Source organism: Streptomyces clavuligerus (assembly GCF_005519465.1).
Lineage (GTDB): Bacteria > Actinomycetota > Actinomycetes > Streptomycetales > Streptomycetaceae > Streptomyces > Streptomyces clavuligerus.
The window spans coordinates 665,573-685,418 of record NZ_CP027858.1 but is presented as its reverse complement, the minus strand read 5'-3'; the positions used below and the strand labels follow the sequence as shown (position 1 = coordinate 685,418).

Sequence of the window (19,846 nt, the reverse complement as noted above, 5' to 3'; positions counted from 1 at the left end):
GCCGGGCGTTTGCCTCCGCCTTGAGGCGAGTGAGCCGAAGGGGTGCCGCGGGTGCCGAAAGTGGAGAGCGCGCGCAGGCCGTGAGGAACGAGCGGCCGAGCACGGTCGACCGTCGGCGCACGCTTCAGCACCCCGGAGGCGAACCGAGCCACAAAGAATCAGGGCGTCACCGGGACGGTCCATTTCTGGGGGGTGCCGCCGTCGCAGTCGGCGAGTTCGAGGGCGGTGCCGTTGGCCGAGGAGCCGCCGTGCGGGGCGAGGCAGCGTTTGGAGGCCGGGTTGAGCAGGGTGCCGTTCTGGGCCCGCCACTGCTGGCCGGTGCCTCCGTCGCAGGTCGAGACCTGGACGGGGCTGCCGGCGGCGGTCGCGTTGTTCGCGACGGTGAGACAGAGTCCGCTCTTCATCAGGTGCACGGCCCCGTCCGCGCCGAGGACCCATGCCTGATTGGCCTTGCCGGTCGCGCGGTAGAGGATCGCCTTGGTGCCGTTGGTGGCCCCGCCCGAGGCGTCGATCACCTTGCCGCCGAGACCGGTGATCGGTCCGCGGACGGAGTTGCCGATGCCGTTGGTCTGGACGCTGCCGGTCGTGGTCCTGTCCACCTGGCTCACCTTGGCACAGGCCGCGCTGACCTTCGTCGAGGAGACGGAGGCGGACACGGTTTCCTTGTCACCCTTCGGCAGTCCGAACTCGGCCCGTGAGTAGGGCTGGTCGTAGCAGGAGGCCCGGGGGTCGTTCCACTCGAAATACTCGGTCCAGTCGACCATGCCGCTCGGTGAGATCGTCGAAGCGGCGGCCCGGATGCTGCCCAGGGTGAAGCTGTCCTTGGTCGTCTCGTCGGTCACGGTCGCCGCGAACCAGCGATCGCCCTCATGGGTGACGGTGGTGCGGTAGGTGTGCCCCTGCACCCACTCGCGGTGCAGTCGGCAGCTCTTGCCGACGCCCTCACCGCCGAAGTCGACGCACTCGCTGCCCGTGCTCCCCGCCTTCGCCTCGGTCGCGTCCCAGACCGAGAAGAGGAAGGTGCGCTGCTGATCGGGACCGTTGGCCTGCATCCCGGTGTACGCGGTGTGCCCTCCGGTGAAGTCGAACTGGTGGCTCCAGAAGACGTTGGCCGCCTGGCCGGGGTCCTGGGTGACCGTGGTACGGAAGGTGATGTCCGAGAACCCGGAGGTGCCGACCGGGAATCCGTAGTTGGTGTAGCTGCCGGGAGTCTCCGAAGCGACCGCGTCGGACACCGGGACGAGCGCCGTGCCCGCCGCCGTCAGCAGCGTCGCCGCCGTCGCGAGGAGGGTACGGGCGAGGGATCGCGTACGGTGCCGGCGCGGGGTCCGGCACGAGGCGCGCCGGAGCGCTGTCTGCCATGCCATGAGATGGTGCCTTTCAGTCGGATATATCCGTTCGGCGTCCCTATCGGCAGGTCAGCCGACCAAGTTGAGCCGCCCCGCCCTTTTTGTGGCTCGGTTCGCCTCCGGGGTGCCAGAGCGTGCGCCGACGGTCGACCGTGCTCGGTTCCTCGTTCCTCGGAACCTCCGCGCGCTCTCCGCTTTCGGCGCCCGCGGCACCCCTTCGGCTCACTCGCCGCGGGGTCGAGGCAAACGTCCAGCCCAGGAGACAGGGGCGCGCTCTCCGCTTTCGGCACTCGCGGCACCCCTTCGGCTCACTCGCCGCAGGGTCGAGGCAAACGCCCGGCCCAGAGGAGACAGGGGCCCGCTCCCCGCTTTCGGCGGTCACGCGCCCCTTCGGCCCACTCGCCCCTGGGCCGAGGCAGTCGTTCGGCCGCGCACGGGGTGCGGGTGGCCCTTCCCCGGGCCGAGTGGCGGAAGAAGGAGGGCTTGCCGAGGGCGGCGCGGCTTTGTAGCTTGGCGAAAGCGCTTTCCGTAAGCGCTTTCTCCATGCATCCGCAGTCGAGCCGCCGCGCCATCGACCGATGAGGTGAACGGGATGCCCACGCCACGAAGAGCCCGGCTGGCGATATCCGCCGGGGCCCTGCTCATCGCACTGTTCGTTCCTCCAGCACACGCCGGGGACGAGTCCCCCATCGCCGATCCGTTACCCGACCCGACACCGTCCCGGCAGGGTCTGGTGCTGACCGAGTTCGCCACGCTCCCGCAGTCCGCGCCGGTGCCGCCGCCCACCGACGCCCGGCTCAAGCGCTGGGCCCGGATCGCCCAGCTCGGGGAGGTGCCCGGCCGCTCCGGCCGGCTCTATGTCCCCGACCTCAACGGCACGCTGTACCTCGTCGACCGCGCGGGCGCCTCCCGCCCCTATCTGGACGTGGGCACGGCCGTCGGCCCCGACTTCTGGTCCCATCAGGGGCTCGGCAGCGGTCTCGGCTCCGTCGCCTTCCACCCCGGCTTCGCGCACAACGGCGTCTTCTACACCGCGCACACCGAGGGCCGGGACGCGCTCACCACCAGAACGCCCGATCTGCCCGCCCCGCAGGGCGCCCGGCTGCACAGCGTCATCACCGAGTGGACCGCCGACGACCCCGCGGCGGCGACCTTCAGCGGCAGCCGCCGCGAGGTGATGCGCCTGGGCTTCGCCAACACATACCACACCATCCAGGAAATCGCTTTCAACCCCCGCACCCCCCGCTGGAGCCGTGCGTACGGACTGCTGTACGTGGGCGTCGGCGACGGCGCGGCGGGCGCGGGCGGCACGGTGCCGCAGGATCTCTCCGTACCCCAGGGCAAGATCCTGCGGATCGACCCCGACAGGCGGGACGGCCCCGGCGGCAAGTACGGCGTCCCCGCGGGCAACCCCTTCGCGTCCGACCCGCCCGAGGCGGGCACCCTCGGGGAGATCTGGGCGTACGGGCTGCGCAACCCCCACCGTTTCAGCTGGGACACGGCAGGCCGGGGGCAGATGTTCACCGGCAACATCGGCGAGCACCGGGTGGACTCGGTGTACGAGGTCCGGGCGGGCGACAACTTCGGCTGGAGCCACCGCGAGGGCCCCTTCGCGTACCGCAAGGCCGACAATCCGACCTGCGGGGTCTTCGCGCTGCCCGCCGACGACGCCCGGTACGGGTACACGTATCCCGTCGCCGCCTTCGATCACACGCCCCGGGCCGACCGGCCCTGCGGCGACAGCGGCAACGCCCTGGTCGGAGGGTTCGTCTACCGGGGGTGGCGGATTCCCGAGCTGTACGGGAAGTACCTCTACGCCGAGGGCGTGGGCGGGCGGATCTTCGCGTCCGACGTACGGGAGATGCGCCGGGGCGGGCCGATGGCCACCACCTACCAACTGCCGCTCTTCGACGCGTCCGGCGCGCCGACCACCATGCGGGACCTGGCCGGGCACGCCCGCGTCGATCTGCGGCTCGGTACCGACCGATCCGGCGCGATCTATGTGCTCTCCAAGGCCAACGGCAGGATCTGGAAGGTGACCGATGTCGCCATCGCCCCCTGAGCGGACGCCGGACGCTCCCGGGCGGGTCCGCCGCTCCGCCGCGGCGGTGGCCGGGGCGGCCCTGCGGCGCCGGGCCGCGCCGCCGCTCGTGGCGCTCGCCCTGGCCCTGCTGCCGTCGCTGTCCGGCTCCGCCGTCGCCGGGCCGGTGAAGGGGCCGGTGAAGGAGGGGCACGGTGGCCCGGCGCGGGACACCGTGCCCGACCCGCGCTCCGGGCGGCAGCCCGTCGCCCACTACGACTTCTCCCACCCCGTCCCCGGCGACCCGGCGCGCGAGCGCGACCTCGGCCGTTCCGGGACGGTGCTGACGCTCGTCAACGGCGGGTCCGCGCAGCGGGTGCGGGACGACCGGCGCGGCGCGGTCCTCCAGACCGGACAGATCACCCCCGCCGAACGGGGCAACGACGACTGGAAGGCGGGGGTGTACGCCGTCGGTGGGGTGCCCTCGCTGCGGGCGTTCAACGCGGCCCGGCAGATCACCGTCATGGGCTGGTTCAAGCCGACCGGTGAGAATCCGGCCCCGAACTCCAACTCCGCCGACCCCGCCGACCGCTACGGGGCCGTCGGGCTCGCCGGGGTGCTCTCCGGGACCTCCCAGGGCCACGACGTCCGCGCCCTGCTGGAACTCATCCAGGTCGACGGGGTGCTGAAGGTGGTGGCGCTCGGCCGCCGTGTCGACAGCGGCGGCTCCCAGACCTTCGCCGCCGACGAGGACTGGCGCACCCTGCTGCCGCACGGCCGCTGGACCCATCTCGCGGCCACCTTCGACTTCGACACCGGCGCCATGGGGCTGTACCGCAATGGCCGCCCGCTGCCCGGCTCCTCTGTACGCCCCGGCGACCCCTGGGAGGTGGCGGGCCCGCCCGAGCCGGACACCGCGTCGCCCAGTGACCCCCGGGGCATCAAGATCGGCGGCAGCTATCCGCAGAACACCCGGGAGGGCAACCCCTGCGCCTGCCGGATGGACGATCTGATGTTCCTCGACCGGGCGCTCACCACCGGCGAGGTCAGGGCACGGTACCGATCGACCCGACAGAGAGGGTAGGCATGCGTTCGACTCTCCGGCCCCTGGTGGGACTTCCGGGGCTCGCACTGGCCGCCACGCTGCTCACCGTCCCGGCCCAGGCGGCCGGGGCGCCGGGCGGGGCGGCCGGGGAGCCCGCCGCCCGCGCCCCGGCGGCGCCCGCCGCCTCGGCCCCCGTCCCCCCGGCCCTGTGGCCAAACCGCTCACCCCGGCCCCCGGCCGCCCGCGCGAACGGCTCGCCCCGGCTCCCGGACGGGCTGGCCCGCACCCCGCCCATGGGGTTCAACAACTGGAACTCCACCGGCTGCGCCATCGACGAGAAGATGATCCGCGACACCGCCGACCTGTTCGTCTCCACCGGTCTGAAGGCCGCGGGGTACGAGTACGTCAACGTGGACGACTGCTGGGCGGCGGAGCGGCGGGACGCCGGGGGCCGGCTCACCCACCACCCCGTCCGCTTCCCGAGCGGGATCAAGGCGCTGGCCGACTACGTCCACTCCAAGGGCCTCAAGTTCGGCATCTACACCAGCGCGGGGACGCAGACCTGCGCGAAGACGATGCCCGGCTCGCTGGACCACGAGGAGACCGACGCGCGGACCTTCGCCGAGTGGGGCGTGGACTATCTCAAGTACGACAACTGCAACAACCAGAACCGGCCCGCCCTGGAGCGGTACACGAAGATGCGGGACGCGCTGCGCGCCACCGGCCGTCCCATCCTCTACTCGATCTGCGAGTGGGGCCAGAACAAGCCCTGGGAGTGGGGCAGGGACGTCGGCCACCTCTGGCGCACCACCGGCGACATCAACGACAGCTGGCAGTCCATGCTGGGGCTGTTCAAGGCCAACGCCCCGCTCGCCCGGTACGCCGGTCCCGGCCACTGGAACGACCCCGACATGCTGGAGGTCGGCAACGGCGGGATGACGGACACCGAGTACCGCTCCCACTTCAGCCTGTGGTCCGTCATGGCCGCGCCCCTGCTGATCGGCACCGATCTGCGCAAGGCGACCCCCGGGACGCTGGACATCCTCGCCGACCGCGAGGTCATCGCCGTCGACCAGGACCCCTTGGGCGTGCAGGCCACGGTGGTGCGCTCCGCGAACGGCCACTGGGTGCTGGCGAAGCCGCTGGCGAACGGGGATCTCGCGGTCGCCCTCTTCAACGAGACCGAGCAGAGCGCCGCGATCGCCACCACCGCCGCCGAACTGGGGCTGCCGAAGCGCTCCGGGTATGCGATCCGCGATCTGTGGCAGAAGAACACCTCCCACACCGCGGGGGCGATCGGCGCCACCCTGCCCGCGCATGCCACGGCCCTGTTCCGGATCACCCCGGGCGGCGACTGGTGGCAGGCCCCGCCCGCCGCCTCCCTCACGCTCGACCTGCCCGCGGAGGCCGAGGGCGTGCCGAGCACCATCATCCGCGCGGGCCGGGTCTTCGCGCTGAAGGCGACCGTCCGCAACGACGGCCGGCTGCCGCTGTTCGCCGCCCGGCTGGCGCTGCGGCTGCCCGGGGGCTGGACGGTCCGGGCCCTGGACGCGGAGCGGGCCGACGTGATCCTGCCGGGCGGACGGCCGCTGACCACCCGCTGGCGCGTCCAGGTGCCCTCGGGGGCCCCGCCGGGCCCGGCCGGGCTGCTGGTCGCGCTCGACTACCGGGCCGTGGGCCACGGCACCGTGCGGCGGACGCTCGCGGACACCCTCACCGTCCCGGCGCCCGTCCCGGCCGGGGTCTCCGGCCTGGGGGACCTCACCTGGGCCTGGGCGAGCAACGGCTACGGCCCCGTGGAGCGCGACATGTCCAACGGCGGGCCCCGTGCCCGCGACGGCAGGCCCCTGACCGTCAACGGGGTCCGCTACGCCAAGGGGCTCGGCACCCATGCCCCCGTCCAGCTCGTCTATCTTCTCGACGGCCGCTGCTCGAAGCTCACCACCGACGTCGGCATCGACGACGAGCGCGACCCGAGGGAGCCGGAACAGGCCACGGCGACGGCCGAGATCTGGGCCGACGGCGTCAAACGGGCCGACAGCGGACTGCTGACCTGGCGCGACCCGGCCGTCAGCCTCACCGCGGACCTCAGCGGGGCACGTTTTCTGCGGCTGGTGGGCACCATCGGGCCCGATACCAACCGCTATGACCGGATCGACTGGGCGGAGCCCGTGCTGACCTGCGCCCCCTGACGGGTCGTACGGGACGCCGCCCGGCGGTCCGGGCGGGAGCGGGGCGCGGCCGGGGGGTTTCCCCGTCCCGCGTACCCCGTCCCGTCCCGCCCGGGGGCGCGCGGTCGCTCCAGCCGGGCGCGCGGCCGGGCCCATGGGCCCTCTGCCAGCACTTCCTGACGGCACGACCGGTACCGCGCGCCATGGACTCTGCTACGTTCCTGGGGCGGGAAACCGGTTTCTCATCACCGTGTCCACCGCGCGCAAGCCGTGTGCCCGAAGGAGAGCGGTCCTGATGGTTGCCTCGAAGCGTGCGAAGAGAGTCACGATCGCCGATGTCGCGCGGGAGGCCGGGGCGTCGGTGGCGACCGTCTCCCGGGTCCTCAACGGCGTGGACACCGTCGCGCCGGGGCTGGCCGAACGGGTCCGCTCGGCCATGGCCGACCTCGGCTACCGGCCCAGCGCCGCCGCCCAGGGGCTGGCGCGCGGCCGGTCGGGGACGATCGGTGTGCTCGTCCCCGATCTGGCCAACCCCTACTTCCACGACATCATCAAGGCGGTCTCCGCCGTGGCCCGGGACGCGGGCAGCCGGGTCCTGGTCATGGACTCGGGCGAGGATCCGGCGGTGGAGCGGGAACTCACCGAGGACCTGCTGCGGTACGCGGACGGGCTGCTGCTCTGCTCGCCCCGGATGCCGCGCGCCGACCTGGCGGCGCTGGCCGGTCGCGGCACCCCGATGCTGGTGACCGACCGTCAGGTGCCGGGGCTCGCCCTGCACTCCATCACGGTGGACTTCTTCCGGGGGATCATGGCGCTCTGCGGCCATCTGGCCCGGCTCGGCCACCGCAGGGTGCTCTTCCTGGAGGGCCCCGAGCACGCGTGGGCCAACAGCGAGCGGCTGCGGGCACTCTCCGGCGCCGAGGCGTTCGGCCTGGAGGTGATCACCCTGCCCTGCGGCTCCACCACCGACGAGGGGTACGCGGGCGCGCCCGCCGCGCTGGAGAGCGGGGCGACCGCGGTGATCGCCTACAACGACTTCGTCGCCCTCGGGGTGCTCGCCCGCTTCTCGGAGCTGGGGGTGAAGGTCCCCGACGACATCTCGCTGACCGGATTCGACGAGATCGACATGGCGCGCTTCTCCGCGCCGCCGCTGACGACGGTAGCGGTTCCGCGCCATCGGCTGGGGCAGATCGCGGGCGGGGCGCTGGGCCGGATCATGGCCGGGCGGGACGATATCGAGCCCGAAACCGTACCCGTTGAGCTGCGGGTCCGCAGTTCCACCGGCGCACTCTCTTGACAGGACCCCGGGCGGGGTGGACTTTGTTCGGGCACAGGGCTGAGTAAGCGCTATCTCACCCAGAGGGGTGCCTGACGCCATGTCCCTTCCACTGAGCCACCGTTCAGCATGGACCGTGCTCGCGGTGACCGCCGCCGGCTGCGGGGCTGCCGACGGCGGTGGCTCCGGTTCGGACGGCACCCGCCACATCGCGGGGATGCCCCGGGTGAGCGGCGCGCACTCCCCGGCCCGGGGCGGCCCCCCGGGCCGGGGCCCGGACGTCGGACGCCCGGGGCCCGCGGCGGCGGCGCCGTGCCGGACGCGAACCCCCGCACGGACCCGGACCGGAGCCGGGCGCACGGCCGGGAACGGGGGCCGGCCGGTGCCGCGCGACCGGCTCGCCGAGCGCGGCACCGACCGCACCCCGGTCGTGGCAGCCGCGGGGGATTCCCGCCGTGCTGTGCCGACCCCACCCAGCCGGTGACCCGGGCGCAGGAGGACCGGACCGCCGGCTGACGACCCGTACCCCTGTTGAAGAGGTGACACGCCACATGCATCCGCACCCCTCGCGTCGCTCGGCCCTGAGGGCCGGGGGAGCGCTGGCGGCGGGCACCGTCCTGCCCGTCGCCGCCTCCGATGTCGCCGACGCGCAGATCCGGAGGTCCGATCCGGCGGCAGCCGCCCGGGCCGCCTGGAGCAGGCTGCCGGACATCCTGGACCGTATCCGGCCGCCCCGTTTCCCCGACCGCTGGTTCGACATCACCCAGTACGGCGCGGTCGGCGACGGGACCACGAAGAACACGGCGGCCATCCGGGCCGCGATCACGGCCTGCCACCGCGCGGGCGGCGGCCATGTCCTGGTGCCCGCCGGGCGCTTCGTCACGGGCGCGATCCATCTGCGCGGCGGGGTCGACCTCCATGTGAGCGAGGGCGGCATCCTGGCCTTCAGCCCCGACCCGGCCGACTATCTGCCCGCCGTCCTCACCCGCTGGGAGGGGACCGAGTGCTGGAACTACTCGCCGTTCGTCTACGCCCACAACCAGCGCGGCGTCGCCGTCACCGGTGAGGGCATCCTGGACGGGCAGGCCCGCCGCGGCCCCTGGGAGAGCTGGTACCGCACCGGCACCCTCCAGGGGCCGGACCAGCGACTGCTGCGGAAAATGGGCAGCGAGGGCGTCCCGGTGAAGGACCGGCTCTTCGGCGCGGGCCACTATCTGCGCCCGAAGATGGTGCAGTTCAACCGCTGCCGCGATGTGCTGATCAGCGATCTGACGATCGTGGACCCGCCGATGTGGACCGTCCACCCCGTCCTGTGCACCAATGTGACGGTACGGAACATCACCGTCGAGAGCCTGCTGCACAACACCGACGGCGTCGACCCCGAGGCGTCGCGCCTCGTGCACATCACGGGCTGCCGCTTCAACACCAACGACGACTGTGTCGCGGTGAAGGCGGGCCGGGACGAGGACGGCCACCGGGTCGGCGTGCCCAGCGAGGACATCGTCGTCCAGGACTGCGACTTCTCCGGCCGCTGGGGCGGGATCACGGTCGGCAGCGAGATGTCCGGCGGGGTGCGGCGGGTCTTCGCCGAGGACTGCCGGATCAACCCGCCCGACTTCCCCGGCCACTACCCGGTCAAGTACCCGGTCTACCTCAAGGCCAGCAAGAAGCGCGGCGGGTTCGTCGACGGGGTCTACGTCCGCCGCTTCAGCGGGCAGGCCGTCGAACGCGAGGTGCTCTTCGTGAACATGGACTACAACGGCGGCGAGGGCGGCACCCACCCCGTCTCCGTGCGCGACATCCACCTCTCCCACTGCCGTATCGACGGCGCCCGTGCCGTGCTCCGGCTCGTGGGCCTGGAGACGGACCGGCTGCGCGGCGTCCATCTCGCGCACTGCGACTTCACCGGGGTGCGGGGCCCCGACGCGGTCGCCTTCACCGAGGGGCTGACCCGGCGCCGGGTCACCGTGAACGGAGTAGAAGTGTCATGATCATGACATTACGCCGCTGGGCGGCGCTGCTGACGGTGGCCGCCCTCGCGTGCGCCGGGGCGCTCCAGCCCCTGACCGCGACCGCCCGCCCGGCCGGCCCGGACGCCGGGTCCGCCGCGACGGCCCCGGCGTCCGGGCCGCCCGTCCGCGGCTGGACCCTGCTGTCCGACAGCGACCGGGGCGCCGACGAGGTGCTCGCGGCGGCCCCCGCGTACGGCGTCAACCATCTCCAGATCAGCCATCACATCGTCCATGACCTCCGCCAGGTGCGGGAGGAGCGGCGGCGGGTCCAGGCCAACCGGATCACCGCCGCCGCCCACCGGGCGGGCATCGGCGAGGTGGCGATCTGGGACCACGCCCTCTACCGGCTCGACCACTACCCCGAGCGCTTCCGCACCGGCCCCGGCTCCACCATCGACCTGGACAACCCCGCCTTCTGGGAGTGGTTCAAGAACGACTACCGGGAGATGCTCGACCTCGTCCCCGATGTCGACGCGGTGGTGCTGACCTTCATCGAGACCGGCGCCCGGGTCGAGCGCCAGCACTCCACCCGGCTCCTCACCGAGGAGGCCAAACTCGCCCACCTCGTCGACCAGGTCGCCGACGTGGTGAACGAGGAGCGCGGACTCGGGCTGTATCTGCGGACCTTCGGCTACTTCCCGCAGGAGATGGAGCGCACCATCAAGGCCATCGACCTGGTCGAGAACCCGGCGGCCAAGGTCATGATCAAGGCGATGCCGCACGACTTCTTCCTCACCCACCCCGTGGACACCACGGTGACCCGGATCAAGCGGCCCGTCCTCGTCGAGTACGACACCACCGGCGAGTACCACGGCCAGGGGAAGATCGCCAACGCGCTCGTCGAGGACCACGTCGGCCGGATGCGCTACTACCAGAAGCAGCCGAACGTCATCGGCTATGTGGCACGCACCGACCGCTACAAGGAGTCCCGGATCGTCGGCACCCCCACCGAGATCAACCTCTACGCCCTCGCCCGCGCCGACCGCGACCGCCGGGTCCGGCCCGGGGCGCTCCACCGCGAGTGGGCGGCGCGGACCTACGGCCCGAAGGCGGCGGCCCGGGTCGGCTCCGCGCTCGCGAAGTCCCCCGAGATCGTCAGCTCGGTCATGTACATGTTGGGCACCAACAACGCCAACCACTCCCGGCTGGACTACGACCCGTACTGCAACAGCTACGACCGCAGCATCTCGGGCAAGTGGATCGACCCGCCCCACACCTTCGTCCGGCACACCGTGAACAAGCGCTACCACTTCTGGACCGGGGTCATCGAGCACCTCGCCCCCGGCTACTGCAAGACCTCGGCCGTGATGCAGCGCGAGAACCCCCATGTCATCGCCAACGGCTGGCTCACCGGCGCCAACACGATGAACCTCGGCTATCTGCGCGATGTGCTCAAGGAGAAGCGGTACGGGGTGTCCGTGGCCCGCTCCGCGCTGCGCGACATCCAGCGGGCCGAACGGGATCTCTCACCCGCCCACCACCGGCAGCTCACCGCCTACTTCGAGCGGACCCTGCTCACCGCCCGGCTCCATCTGAGCGTCTCCGCGGCCTACTTCGGCTACCGCGTCTGGGTCCGCGGCCCCGAACACCGCACCCCGCAGCTCGGGCGGCTGATCTGGGCCGGGCTCGACGCCGCGAAGGCCACCGCCGACGCCATGCGGGCCCACCCCGACCAGGGCGCCACGGGGGAGTGGGAGTGGATCCGCGACGCCGCCGAGGCCGACAAGTACCACACCCGGATCTCCCAGGGCTGGGACCGCTACGACCACATCGCCGTCCCCCGTCCCGCCGACCCGGAGAGGTGATCCCATGTCCCCCATCAGCCGACGGACCGCCCTCGGGGTCGCGGGCACGGTGACGGCCGCCGGACTGCTGCCGCCCGCGCTCGCCGCCGGTGCCGCGCACGCGGACACCACCGTCGCGGGGCTCGCCCAGGACCCCTGGGAGCGCGTCCCCGCCATCCTGGCCCGTATCCGTCCGCCCACCTTCCCGAACCGCCGGTTCGACATCACCCGCTACGGCGCGGTCGGCGACGGTGTCACCAAGAACACCAGGGCCTTCCGGGACGCCATCAGGGCCTGCCACCGGGCAGGCGGCGGCCGGGTGGTCGTCCCCCGCGGCCGGTTCCTCACCGGCGCCATCCAACTGCGCAGCCAGGTCGAACTCCATGTGCGGGAGGGCGGCACCGTCCTCTTCTCCACCGACCCCCGGGACTATCTCCCGATGGTGTTCACCCGGTGGGAGGGCACCGAGTGCTGGAACTACTCCTCCTTCATCTACGCCAGGGGGCAGCAGGACCTCGCCATCACCGGCCGGGGCACCCTCGACGGCCAGGGCATGGCGGGCCCGTGGAAGAGCTGGCGCGACCCCGGCGGCAACGCTCTCGTCGACCAGGCCGAACTGCGCCGGATGGGCACCGAGGGCGTCCCCGTCGACCAGCGGCTCTTCGGCGACGGACACCATCTGCGCCCCAACATGATCCAGTTCTATGACTGCCGCAATATCCTGATGCAGGACATCACCGTCCTCGAACCCCCGATGTGGACCATCCACCCGGTGCTCTGCCGCAATGTCACCCTGCGGAACGTCGATGTCATCGGCCGGATCAACAACAGCGACGGCGTCGACCCCGAATGCACCTCCGACATGCTCATCACCGGCTGCCGCTTCCACACCGAGGACGACTCCATCGCCGTGAAGTCCGGCCGCGACGAGGACGGCCACCGGATCGGCGTCCCCAGCCGGAACATCGTCATCCGGGACTGCGTCTTCTCCGGCCGCTGGGGCGGCGTCGCCGTCGGCAGCGAGATGTCCGGCGGAGTGCGCGACGTCTTCGCCGAGGACTGCCGGATCAACCCGGTCGACTTCCCCGGCCGCTACAACCCCCGCCACCCCGTCTTCATCAAGACCAACAAGAAACGCGGCGGCTCCATCACCGGGGTGTACATCCGCCGCTTCACCGGACGCGCCATCGACCGGGACTGCGTCTACCTCACCACCCGCTACGCCGGCCAGCAGGGCGAGAGACCCGCCGTCATCCGCGACATCAGGATCGAGGACATGGTCCACGACGGGGCCCGCCGCGCCATCCACCTGGAGGGCCTGGACTCCGACCCGTTCACCGGGGTCCACATCGCGCGCTGCCGCTTCACCGGCATGGCTCAGGCCAATGTCATCGGCTTCGCCCGCGACCTCACCATCCGCGATGTCCTCGTCAACGGAACCGAGGTGGTGTACCCGTGAAACGGAGCACCGGACCCCTGACCCGCCGGGGCCCCCGCACCGGCACCCCCGCCACCCGGACCGGCGCCGCCGTCGTCTGGGCGGCGGTCCTCGCCCTGCTCGGCGGGGTGCTGCTCGCCACACCCTCCGCCGCCGGGCCGCGCGCCCCGGCCGCCACCGCCGCCCCGAGCGCCGCCCGGCCCGCGGCCGAGCACGCCCAGGGCCCCGACCGGCAGCGCATGCTGCGCGACGCCACCGCCGGACTCTTCCTCCACTGGGGCATGTTCACCCGGCCGCTGCACACCGACTGCCGCGCCTGGGAGAAGGCCGTCACCGACGGCGGCTGGGACGCCCGCTACTGGGTGGACGAGGCGAAGAAGCTGCGGGCGAGCTATATCGTCCTCGCCACCTTCCACTCCCGCCTCGGCTACGCGCGCCCCTGGCCCTCCCGCGTCCCCGGGAGCTGCGCCACCGAACGGGACATCCTCGGCGAGCTGATCACCGCGGCCCGCGCCCGGGGCATCGAGGTCATCCTCTATATGACCGACGACCCCAAGTGGCACAGCGAGCAGGGCTTCACCACCCTCGACTCCGCCGCCTACTCCGCCCACAAGGGCCGCCCCGTCGACCTCACCACCCGCCCCGGCTTCGGCGAGTACTCCTACGACCTCTTCTTCGAGGTGATGGAGGGCTACCGGGAGCTGGCCGGGTTCTGGATCGACAACGACAACGAGTACTGGGAGCAGCACGGGCTCTACGAGCAGATCCGGCGGCTCCGCCCGGACATGACGCTCAGCAACAACAACGAGGACACCCCGATCATGGACATGGTCTCCCATGAGCAGAAGACCGGGATGACCCCGCCCTACGACCAGCCCTCGGCGATCTGGACCCCGATGCCCCGGCTGACGGAGTCCTGCTACAAGGTCCCCGACACCGGCGCCTGGTGGTACGACGGCCAGGACCGGCCGGTCTCCACCGGGCTCAACGTGGGCCGCTACATCGCCAACGCCGGGACCTCCATCAAGTCGCTGATGAATCTGACCGCGATGGTCGACGGCCGCTTCCCGCCGCAGCAGCAGCGGTTCACCGACTTCATGAAGGGCTATCTGCCGCCGATCTGGAAGTCCCTCTCCGGGGTCGACGGCGGCGGCTACATGTACGGCGGGATGCAGCCCGGGGCCTGGAACGACGGCGCGTACGGCTATCTGACCGTCAGCCGCGAGGACCGCACCCGCTCCTATGTCCATGTGACGACCCGTCCGGTCCGGGGCAACGCGGTCCGTGTCCGGGACAACGGCCACCGCGTCCGGCGCGTCACCGATCTGCGCACCGGCGAGCGCCTCGCCTTCGACCAGCGCGACGGCACCCTCACCATCCGGGGCATCACCCGCTGGGACCCCTATGACACGGTCTTCACCGTGGACACCCTGCCGGACCGCGAGGGCGTGTACCCGGCGCGCTCCGTGCGGGCCACCGCGACCTCGGCGAAGGAGGGCTTCCCCGCCACGGCCCTGAGCGACGGCGACTTCACCACGTACTGGGACTCCGCCGCGCAGCTCCCGGCCGGGGTGACCCTGGACCTCGGCCGTACCAAGAAGGTCAGGTTCCTCGGGCTCAACCAGCGTGAGTGGTCCCCGACGTACAACCGCGAGACCTTCGGCCGGGCCGAGGACTCCGCCCGGATCAAGGACTACCGGGTCGCGCTCAGCCGGAACGGCACCACCTGGGAGACGGTCCGTACCGCCGTCCTGGAGAGTGCGCGCGGCACCCGCTTCATCGACCTCGGGGAGCGGAGCGCCCGGTATGTCCGGCTGACGGTCGACACCACCTGGGCCAGTGCCTCCGTCCCCCGGTTCCACCGGCAGCTCCAGATCGACGAGATCCAGGTGGGCCACGGCCATCCGCGCGGCGGGGGCCGCTGACGGAGGCCGCCGATCCGGGTCCCTGACCCCCGGGCCCGACCCCGCGCCGATCCGGGGCACGGGCCCGGGCCGCCGACCGGACCGCGCCGAGGGGACGGCGGCGCCCGGCGGCACGGGAGGCGGCGGTGTGTCCTCCGGCACACCGCCGTCCCCGTCTTCTTCTCGTACGGATCAGCCCAGGTCGAGCAGGTTCGGCAGCCCCATCCGCAGCCGCAGCCGGTCGTGGCGCTTGGCCGCCTCCAGCTCCGGCGCCCGGAACAGCGGGGTGATCACGCACCGTCCGGCCGGGGAGCCCACCCGGTCCAGCAGACCGTTCACCGCCGCGCGGGCGGAGGCGTTGGCGCCCTCCATGGTCGCCAGGTCGATGTCGACGGCCACATAGTCCCCGGCGAGGAAGAGATTGGGGACACGGGTCACGGCCTGGGGCCGCAGCCGCAGCGTGCCCACCGGGTGGATCAGCAGCTCGTCCTCGTTGACGGGGTGGGGGGTGCCGAGCCCGGACACCCCGGGGTCCAGGTACCACGAGTGCAGGGCGCTGTCCTTGAGCACCGTGCGGCCGGTGTCGTTGAGTGCCGCCTTGAGCTGTGCCCACACCTCGCGGGCCACCTGGTCCGGGGTGCACTGCTTGGCCGTCCGGCCGTAGAGGACGCCCGGGTTGTCCCACTCGGAGATGTCGACGGAGAGACAGTCCACGACGGTGCCGTCGCCGAAGTCCGCCGGGAAGTCGTGTCCGGGCCAGTGCCGGGCCTGCTGGATGCCCGTCAGGGACCAGGGCGAGTCGACGCAGTTGATATGGCCGTGGACCATCGGCGCGCGCTCGGTCAGATAGAACTGGATGCCCGTCATCCAGTCGGTGCGCAGCCCGTCGCAGCGGGCGAGCTGCGGATCGGCGGCGCGCAGCGCCTGCCCCCAGGTGCGCCGGGCGTGCTCCACGGGCATGGCCTGGATGTAGTGGTCGGCGGTGACGGTGCGGCGGGCGCCGTCCGGGTCGGTGACGGCCGCACCGGTGACCCGCCCGGCGCCGTACAGCACCTCCCGTACCGTCCAGCCGATCCGGAACTCCACGCCGAGGGAGGTCAGATGGGTCACCCAGGGGTCGATCCAGGCGTCGTTCGTGGGCGCGTTCAGGACGCGGTCGACGGGGCCGTCGGCGCCCCGGCCGAGGCCGTTGAGGATGAACGCCTCCATCAGGGTGCCCACCGTGCGGGTGCTGGCCTCCTCCGCCTTGGTGGCGACGATGTTCCGGGTGATCCCGACGGCGAGCAGCCGCTGGTAGTCGCGGCTCATCCGGTCAGCCCCGGTGAACTCCCACCAGGTGCGGTCCTCCCAGGGCCCGTCGCGCCGCTCGTCGCAACTGGTGAAGAAGATCAGCATCCGGTTGACGAAGTACGCCGTCTCGTGGGCGGGGACGGAGACGAAGGTCTCCGCCAGCGCGGTCAGCGCCCGCCGGATGTCGTCCAGGGTGAGGCCCGGTGGCCGGTGGCCGGACCAGGGGATGGGGAAGCGCAGATCCTCCCCGCCGGTGCGGACCATGGACATCTCGGACGGGGCGACGAGGTTGTCCCAGACGCCGCGCGCGTTGCCCGGGAACGGGATGCGCCGCATCGTGTCCGGCAGGTTGTGGTAGATGCCGGGGATGAAGCGGAAGCCGTGTTCGGCGGGCAGCTCCCCCCGGCCGCCCCGGGCGCTGCCGGGGACCCCCATGCTGCGGGCCTTGCCGCCGAGGGCCCGGCGTTCGTAGACGGTGACCGCGAAGCCGCGCTCGGCCAGCTCATGGGCGGCGGTGAGCCCGGCGACCCCGCCGCCGAGCACGGCCACCGACGGCCGTGCCGCCGCGCCCGCCCGGCCGGTGGCTTCCGCCGCCGCGGGGGACGCCGCCGTCCCCGCCGCCGCCGCGCCGACGGCGGCGGCCGTGGCCACGAAGGTCCGCCGTGTGCTGCCCGTATCTGCCATCCGCCGCCCCTTACCGCGAGTAACTTGTCATGTGCGGATCAGGAGCATACGGATCTCGCCCCGGTCCCGGAAGGTGCCGGGCGGCTCAGGTACGCAATGGCCGAGAATGGTTCCATGTCCCGACGCAGCTCCCGCCCGAAGCGCTCCGCCGCCCCCGCCCTCACCGCCGCCTCGCCCTGCCCCTGCGGGCTGCCCGCCGCCTACGGCGCCTGCTGCGGGCGTTTCCACGCGGGGGACCGGACGGGGGAGAGCGCCCCCACCGCCGAGGCGCTGATGCGCTCCCGCTACAGCGCCTTCGTCGCCGGTGACACCGCCTATCTGCTGCGCACCTGGCACCCGGCCACCCGGCCCCCGGCCCTGGAGCTGGACCCGGCGATGCGGTGGAGCGGGCTGGAGATCGTCGCCACCACGGACGGCAGCGCCTTCCACGCCACGGGGACCGTGACGTTCCGCGCCCGCTACCGCCACCACGGACAGCGGGGCGAGCTGCACGAGCGCAGCACCTTCGAGCGGGTCGGCGGCGCCTGGGTGTATGTGGACGGCACCTTCATCGAGTGAGGGCCCCGCCCGGCCCACCGGGCCCCGCGTCCCACCGGGACCGGCGGACCGGCCCCGCGGCCGGGTCGGCCGGGCGGTCGGTGGACGGGGGGCTCAGCGCGGCCGGCGCGGGCCGATGACCAGCCGCGGGTGGTACGCCCCCAGCACCTTGTTGGCCCGTGCGAGCTGGGACAGGGCCTGCTCGCGGTCGGCCCGGTCCTCGTCGCACAGCGGCCCGTGGAAGCGGTGCACCTCGCGTACGGCGCACTCCGCCTCGATCTCCGCCCGCAGCACCCGTTCCGGCATACAGGCGCCGATGAGGACGGCGACGCGGTCCGGAATGGGTACGGGGACGAGGGGTGTGGGGATCACGGCGCGGACCCTTCTCTGTTCCAGCTCTGCTCTCCGGGAGCCGTCGGGTGCCCCGACAGCCCCTACCACTCCCTACACGGCGGAACGGATCGGCGTTCGACGGAAAGGTGCGGAAAGACACATCGGTCTCCGGCGGGCCGGGAGGACCGACGGTTCGGTGGAGGCGACCGCGCGCACCGTGCGCCCGGTTCCGTCCGCTGCCGACTGGGGCAGCACGACGGTTCACGATACGTGAGGGGCCCCGCCGCACCCGAATCGATCACCCCGGGGCTTGTCGCCGGAGTGGGACCGGTGGTAAGGGGCCGTCCCGGAGCGGCGGAACCCCCGGTGGCGGCCGGGCCCCGGCGCGTGGCGGCGCTCAGCGGCCCCGCAGCCGCAGCGCCCGCAGCACCACCTCGATCGCGAACCTCCGGTCGGTGTCCCGCAGCCGCTCGCCCAGGATGGTGTCCAGATTCCGCATCCGGTACCGCACCGTCTGCGGATGGACGTCCAGCAGCTCGCCCATCCGCGCCGCGGTGCCCCGGGTGTCGAGCCAGATCCGCAGGGTGTCGATGAGCCGGTCGCGCCGGGACGGGGTGAGCGCGGCGAGCGGGGCCAGCTCCCGCCGTGCGAGCTGGTCGAGCAGCCCCGGGTCCGCGAGCAGCCACAGCGACACCAGATGGTCCGCGCTGAACACCAGCGGACCGTCCGCGGCCACCCCGCTGTCCACCAGCTCCAGGGTGCGCCGCGCCCAGCGGATGGAGTCATGGGCGTCCGCGGTGGCGACGGTGAGGCCCACCGCCGCCCGGTTGCCGAGCAGGGCCCGCTCCAGCACCCCCCGGCGGGCCTCGTCCACCGGCCCCGGCACCAGCAGATGGGGCTGCGGATCACCGAGGTCGGCCAGCACGTCCGGGGGCAGATCGCCCGGCTCCAGGACGGCGGGGGAGCGCAGGGCCACCAGGGTGACCTGCGCCGGGAGCGGCCACGCCGCCTGGTCGGCCAGCTCGGCGACGGCGGTGCGCGGCACGGGCGGCCCTGCGAGCAGCAGGTGGAGCAGTCGGCGGCGCAGCAGTTGATGCTGCTCCCCGGCCCGGGAGCGCACCTCCAGATAGCCCTCGCGGGACAGCGACTCCAGCTCGTCGACATAGGCGAAGAGCGCGTCGGCGAAGGCGAGCATCGTCGAGGGGGAGAGGTCGTAGCTGCGGCCGACCTTCTGCGCCCGGCGCAGCGCGATCCGGGCGCCCAGCCGGTAGGCCCCCTGGAGGCTGTCGAGGGTGCGCCCCTCGTACGCCTCGTAGCGGCCGAATCTGCGGCACATCTCGTCGCGCAGGGTGGACGGGGCGGAGGGCTCGGCCACCTGGTCGACGAAGACGGAGATGCTCTGCTCGACGCCGACCCGGATGCCGTGTCCGAACGGCCCGTTGAGCAGCCGGGCGTATTCGGGATAGGCCCGGGTGACCTCGACGCCTATTTCCTTGATCAGTCCGGGCAGTTCGGGCCGGATGATCGCCGCGAACTCCTGGGGCAGCGGCCCCAGCGCCTCCCCGGTCTCCGACGGGCCGACGGTTCCCCGCATGGCTGTCCCCCTCCCGTGTCCGCGCTCTCCCCTCGCCTCGGCTGGTTGAACATAGACCAACCCCGGAGCGGAGGACACCACTTCGCGGAATACGGCCGAGGGGCCCGGGGAGCGTTTTTGGCCAAGCTCCGCAGAGGGCCGCTTCCGGCGGGTGCGACGCGGTGCCGCGCCCGCCCCGCGGAGGCGCGCGGCACCGGGGCGCGGCCCGGGCGGCCCGGCGCGCCGCGGCGATGGCGCCGCCGCGCGCCGGAGCACTGTCGGCGGGTGACAGGACCCGTTCCGGCCGTTCCCGGGGAAACGGCCCCCGGCAGCGGAATTGCGCACACAATGACAAAGGAGCAGTACTGAACCACTCACTCCGGTACGAGGAAAAAATCTCCTCGGGAGAATCATGAACGGCGGGATTGTG

Annotated in this window: 13 protein-coding genes; 9 read left to right on the top strand and 4 right to left on the bottom strand. The window is 72.7% G+C overall.

The window, feature by feature from the left end:
- Positions 1 to 158 precede the first annotated feature (158 nt).
- Complete coding sequence (locus CRV15_RS02760) at positions 159 to 1,367, bottom strand: ricin-type beta-trefoil lectin domain protein (RefSeq protein ID WP_003962435.1); 1,209 nt, start codon at positions 1,365 to 1,367, stop codon at positions 159 to 161.
- A 574-nt stretch (positions 1,368 to 1,941) separates the two neighbouring features.
- Between CRV15_RS02760 and CRV15_RS02750 the strand changes: the two genes are divergently transcribed.
- The 8 genes from CRV15_RS02750 (at position 1,942) to CRV15_RS02715 (ending at position 15,020) form a co-directional block, all read left to right on the top strand.
- Entirely contained in the window at positions 1,942 to 3,411 is a 1,470-nt protein-coding gene (locus CRV15_RS02750) for a PQQ-dependent sugar dehydrogenase (RefSeq protein WP_003957689.1), read from the top strand.
- Positions 3,392 to 4,453: a LamG-like jellyroll fold domain-containing protein gene (locus tag CRV15_RS02745; protein WP_009997972.1), complete on the top strand. Its 1,062-nt coding sequence runs from the start codon at positions 3,392 to 3,394 to the stop codon at positions 4,451 to 4,453. Before CRV15_RS02750 ends, CRV15_RS02745 begins: the two co-directional genes overlap by 20 nt.
- Positions 4,454 to 4,455: 2 nt before the next feature.
- A complete protein-coding gene (locus tag CRV15_RS02740; protein WP_003962436.1) occupies positions 4,456 to 6,606 on the top strand; it encodes an NPCBM/NEW2 domain-containing protein in 2,151 nt (716 codons plus the stop codon).
- A 274-nt stretch (positions 6,607 to 6,880) separates the two neighbouring features.
- The gene (locus CRV15_RS02735; protein WP_009997974.1) at positions 6,881 to 7,882 is read left to right on the top strand and encodes a LacI family DNA-binding transcriptional regulator; all 1,002 of its coding nucleotides are present in this window, start codon (positions 6,881 to 6,883) and stop codon (positions 7,880 to 7,882) included.
- A 530-nt stretch (positions 7,883 to 8,412) separates the two neighbouring features.
- Complete coding sequence (locus tag CRV15_RS02730; protein ID WP_003962438.1) at positions 8,413 to 9,852, top strand: glycoside hydrolase family 28 protein; 1,440 nt, start codon at positions 8,413 to 8,415, stop codon at positions 9,850 to 9,852.
- Entirely contained in the window at positions 9,849 to 11,678 is a 1,830-nt protein-coding gene (locus CRV15_RS02725; protein ID WP_009997976.1) for a hypothetical protein, read from the top strand. The genes CRV15_RS02730 and CRV15_RS02725 overlap by 4 nt, the downstream gene beginning before the upstream one ends.
- A 4-nt stretch (positions 11,679 to 11,682) precedes the next feature.
- Positions 11,683 to 13,116, top strand: coding sequence for a glycoside hydrolase family 28 protein (locus CRV15_RS02720; RefSeq protein ID WP_003962440.1), 1,434 nt, complete (start codon positions 11,683 to 11,685; stop codon positions 13,114 to 13,116).
- On the top strand, positions 13,113 to 15,020 hold the full coding sequence (locus tag CRV15_RS02715) for an alpha-L-fucosidase (RefSeq protein ID WP_003957698.1): 1,908 nt from the start codon (positions 13,113 to 13,115) through the stop codon (positions 15,018 to 15,020). The genes CRV15_RS02720 and CRV15_RS02715 overlap by 4 nt, the downstream gene beginning before the upstream one ends.
- A 171-nt stretch (positions 15,021 to 15,191) precedes the next feature.
- Here the strand turns inward: CRV15_RS02715 and CRV15_RS02710 are convergent, their stop codons facing one another.
- Complete coding sequence (locus tag CRV15_RS02710; protein ID WP_003962441.1) at positions 15,192 to 16,973, bottom strand: hydroxysqualene dehydroxylase; 1,782 nt, start codon at positions 16,971 to 16,973, stop codon at positions 15,192 to 15,194.
- A 114-nt stretch (positions 16,974 to 17,087) separates the two neighbouring features.
- Here CRV15_RS02710 and CRV15_RS02705 point away from each other — a divergent pair, with 114 nt between their 5' ends.
- Positions 17,088 to 17,531 (top strand): YchJ family protein, encoded by a 444-nt coding sequence (locus CRV15_RS02705; protein ID WP_003957700.1) that lies wholly within the window; start codon positions 17,088 to 17,090, stop codon positions 17,529 to 17,531.
- A 93-nt stretch (positions 17,532 to 17,624) separates the two neighbouring features.
- On the opposite strand, the gene CRV15_RS02700 is transcribed toward CRV15_RS02705, so the two are convergent.
- Entirely contained in the window at positions 17,625 to 17,882 is a 258-nt protein-coding gene (locus CRV15_RS02700) for a hypothetical protein (RefSeq protein ID WP_009997979.1), read from the bottom strand.
- Positions 17,883 to 18,240: 358 nt separating this feature from the next.
- Positions 18,241 to 19,437, bottom strand: a complete 1,197-nt coding sequence (locus CRV15_RS02695) for a PucR-like N-terminal domain-containing protein (RefSeq protein WP_003957703.1) — start codon at positions 19,435 to 19,437, stop codon at positions 18,241 to 18,243.
- Positions 19,438 to 19,846: the final 409 nt, after the last annotated feature.

Excerpts from the sequence above, each read along its gene's own strand:
- CRV15_RS02760 (WP_003962435.1), bottom strand. The coding sequence starts at position 1,367 with ATGGCATGGCAGACAGCGCTCCGGCGCGCCTCGTGCCGGACCCCGCGC.
- CRV15_RS02750 (WP_003957689.1), top strand. The coding sequence starts at position 1,942 with ATGCCCACGCCACGAAGAGCCCGGCTGGCGATATCCGCCGGGGCCCTG.
- CRV15_RS02745 (WP_009997972.1), top strand. The coding sequence starts at position 3,392 with ATGTCGCCATCGCCCCCTGAGCGGACGCCGGACGCTCCCGGGCGGGTC.
- CRV15_RS02740 (WP_003962436.1), top strand. The coding sequence starts at position 4,456 with ATGCGTTCGACTCTCCGGCCCCTGGTGGGACTTCCGGGGCTCGCACTG.
- CRV15_RS02735 (WP_009997974.1), top strand. The coding sequence starts at position 6,881 with ATGGTTGCCTCGAAGCGTGCGAAGAGAGTCACGATCGCCGATGTCGCG.
- CRV15_RS02730 (WP_003962438.1), top strand. The coding sequence starts at position 8,413 with ATGCATCCGCACCCCTCGCGTCGCTCGGCCCTGAGGGCCGGGGGAGCG.
- CRV15_RS02725 (WP_009997976.1), top strand. The coding sequence starts at position 9,849 with ATGATCATGACATTACGCCGCTGGGCGGCGCTGCTGACGGTGGCCGCC.
- CRV15_RS02720 (WP_003962440.1), top strand. The coding sequence starts at position 11,683 with ATGTCCCCCATCAGCCGACGGACCGCCCTCGGGGTCGCGGGCACGGTG.
- CRV15_RS02710 (WP_003962441.1), bottom strand. The coding sequence starts at position 16,973 with ATGGCAGATACGGGCAGCACACGGCGGACCTTCGTGGCCACGGCCGCC.
- CRV15_RS02705 (WP_003957700.1), top strand. The coding sequence starts at position 17,088 with ATGTCCCGACGCAGCTCCCGCCCGAAGCGCTCCGCCGCCCCCGCCCTC.
- CRV15_RS02695 (WP_003957703.1), bottom strand. The coding sequence starts at position 19,437 with ATGCGGGGAACCGTCGGCCCGTCGGAGACCGGGGAGGCGCTGGGGCCG.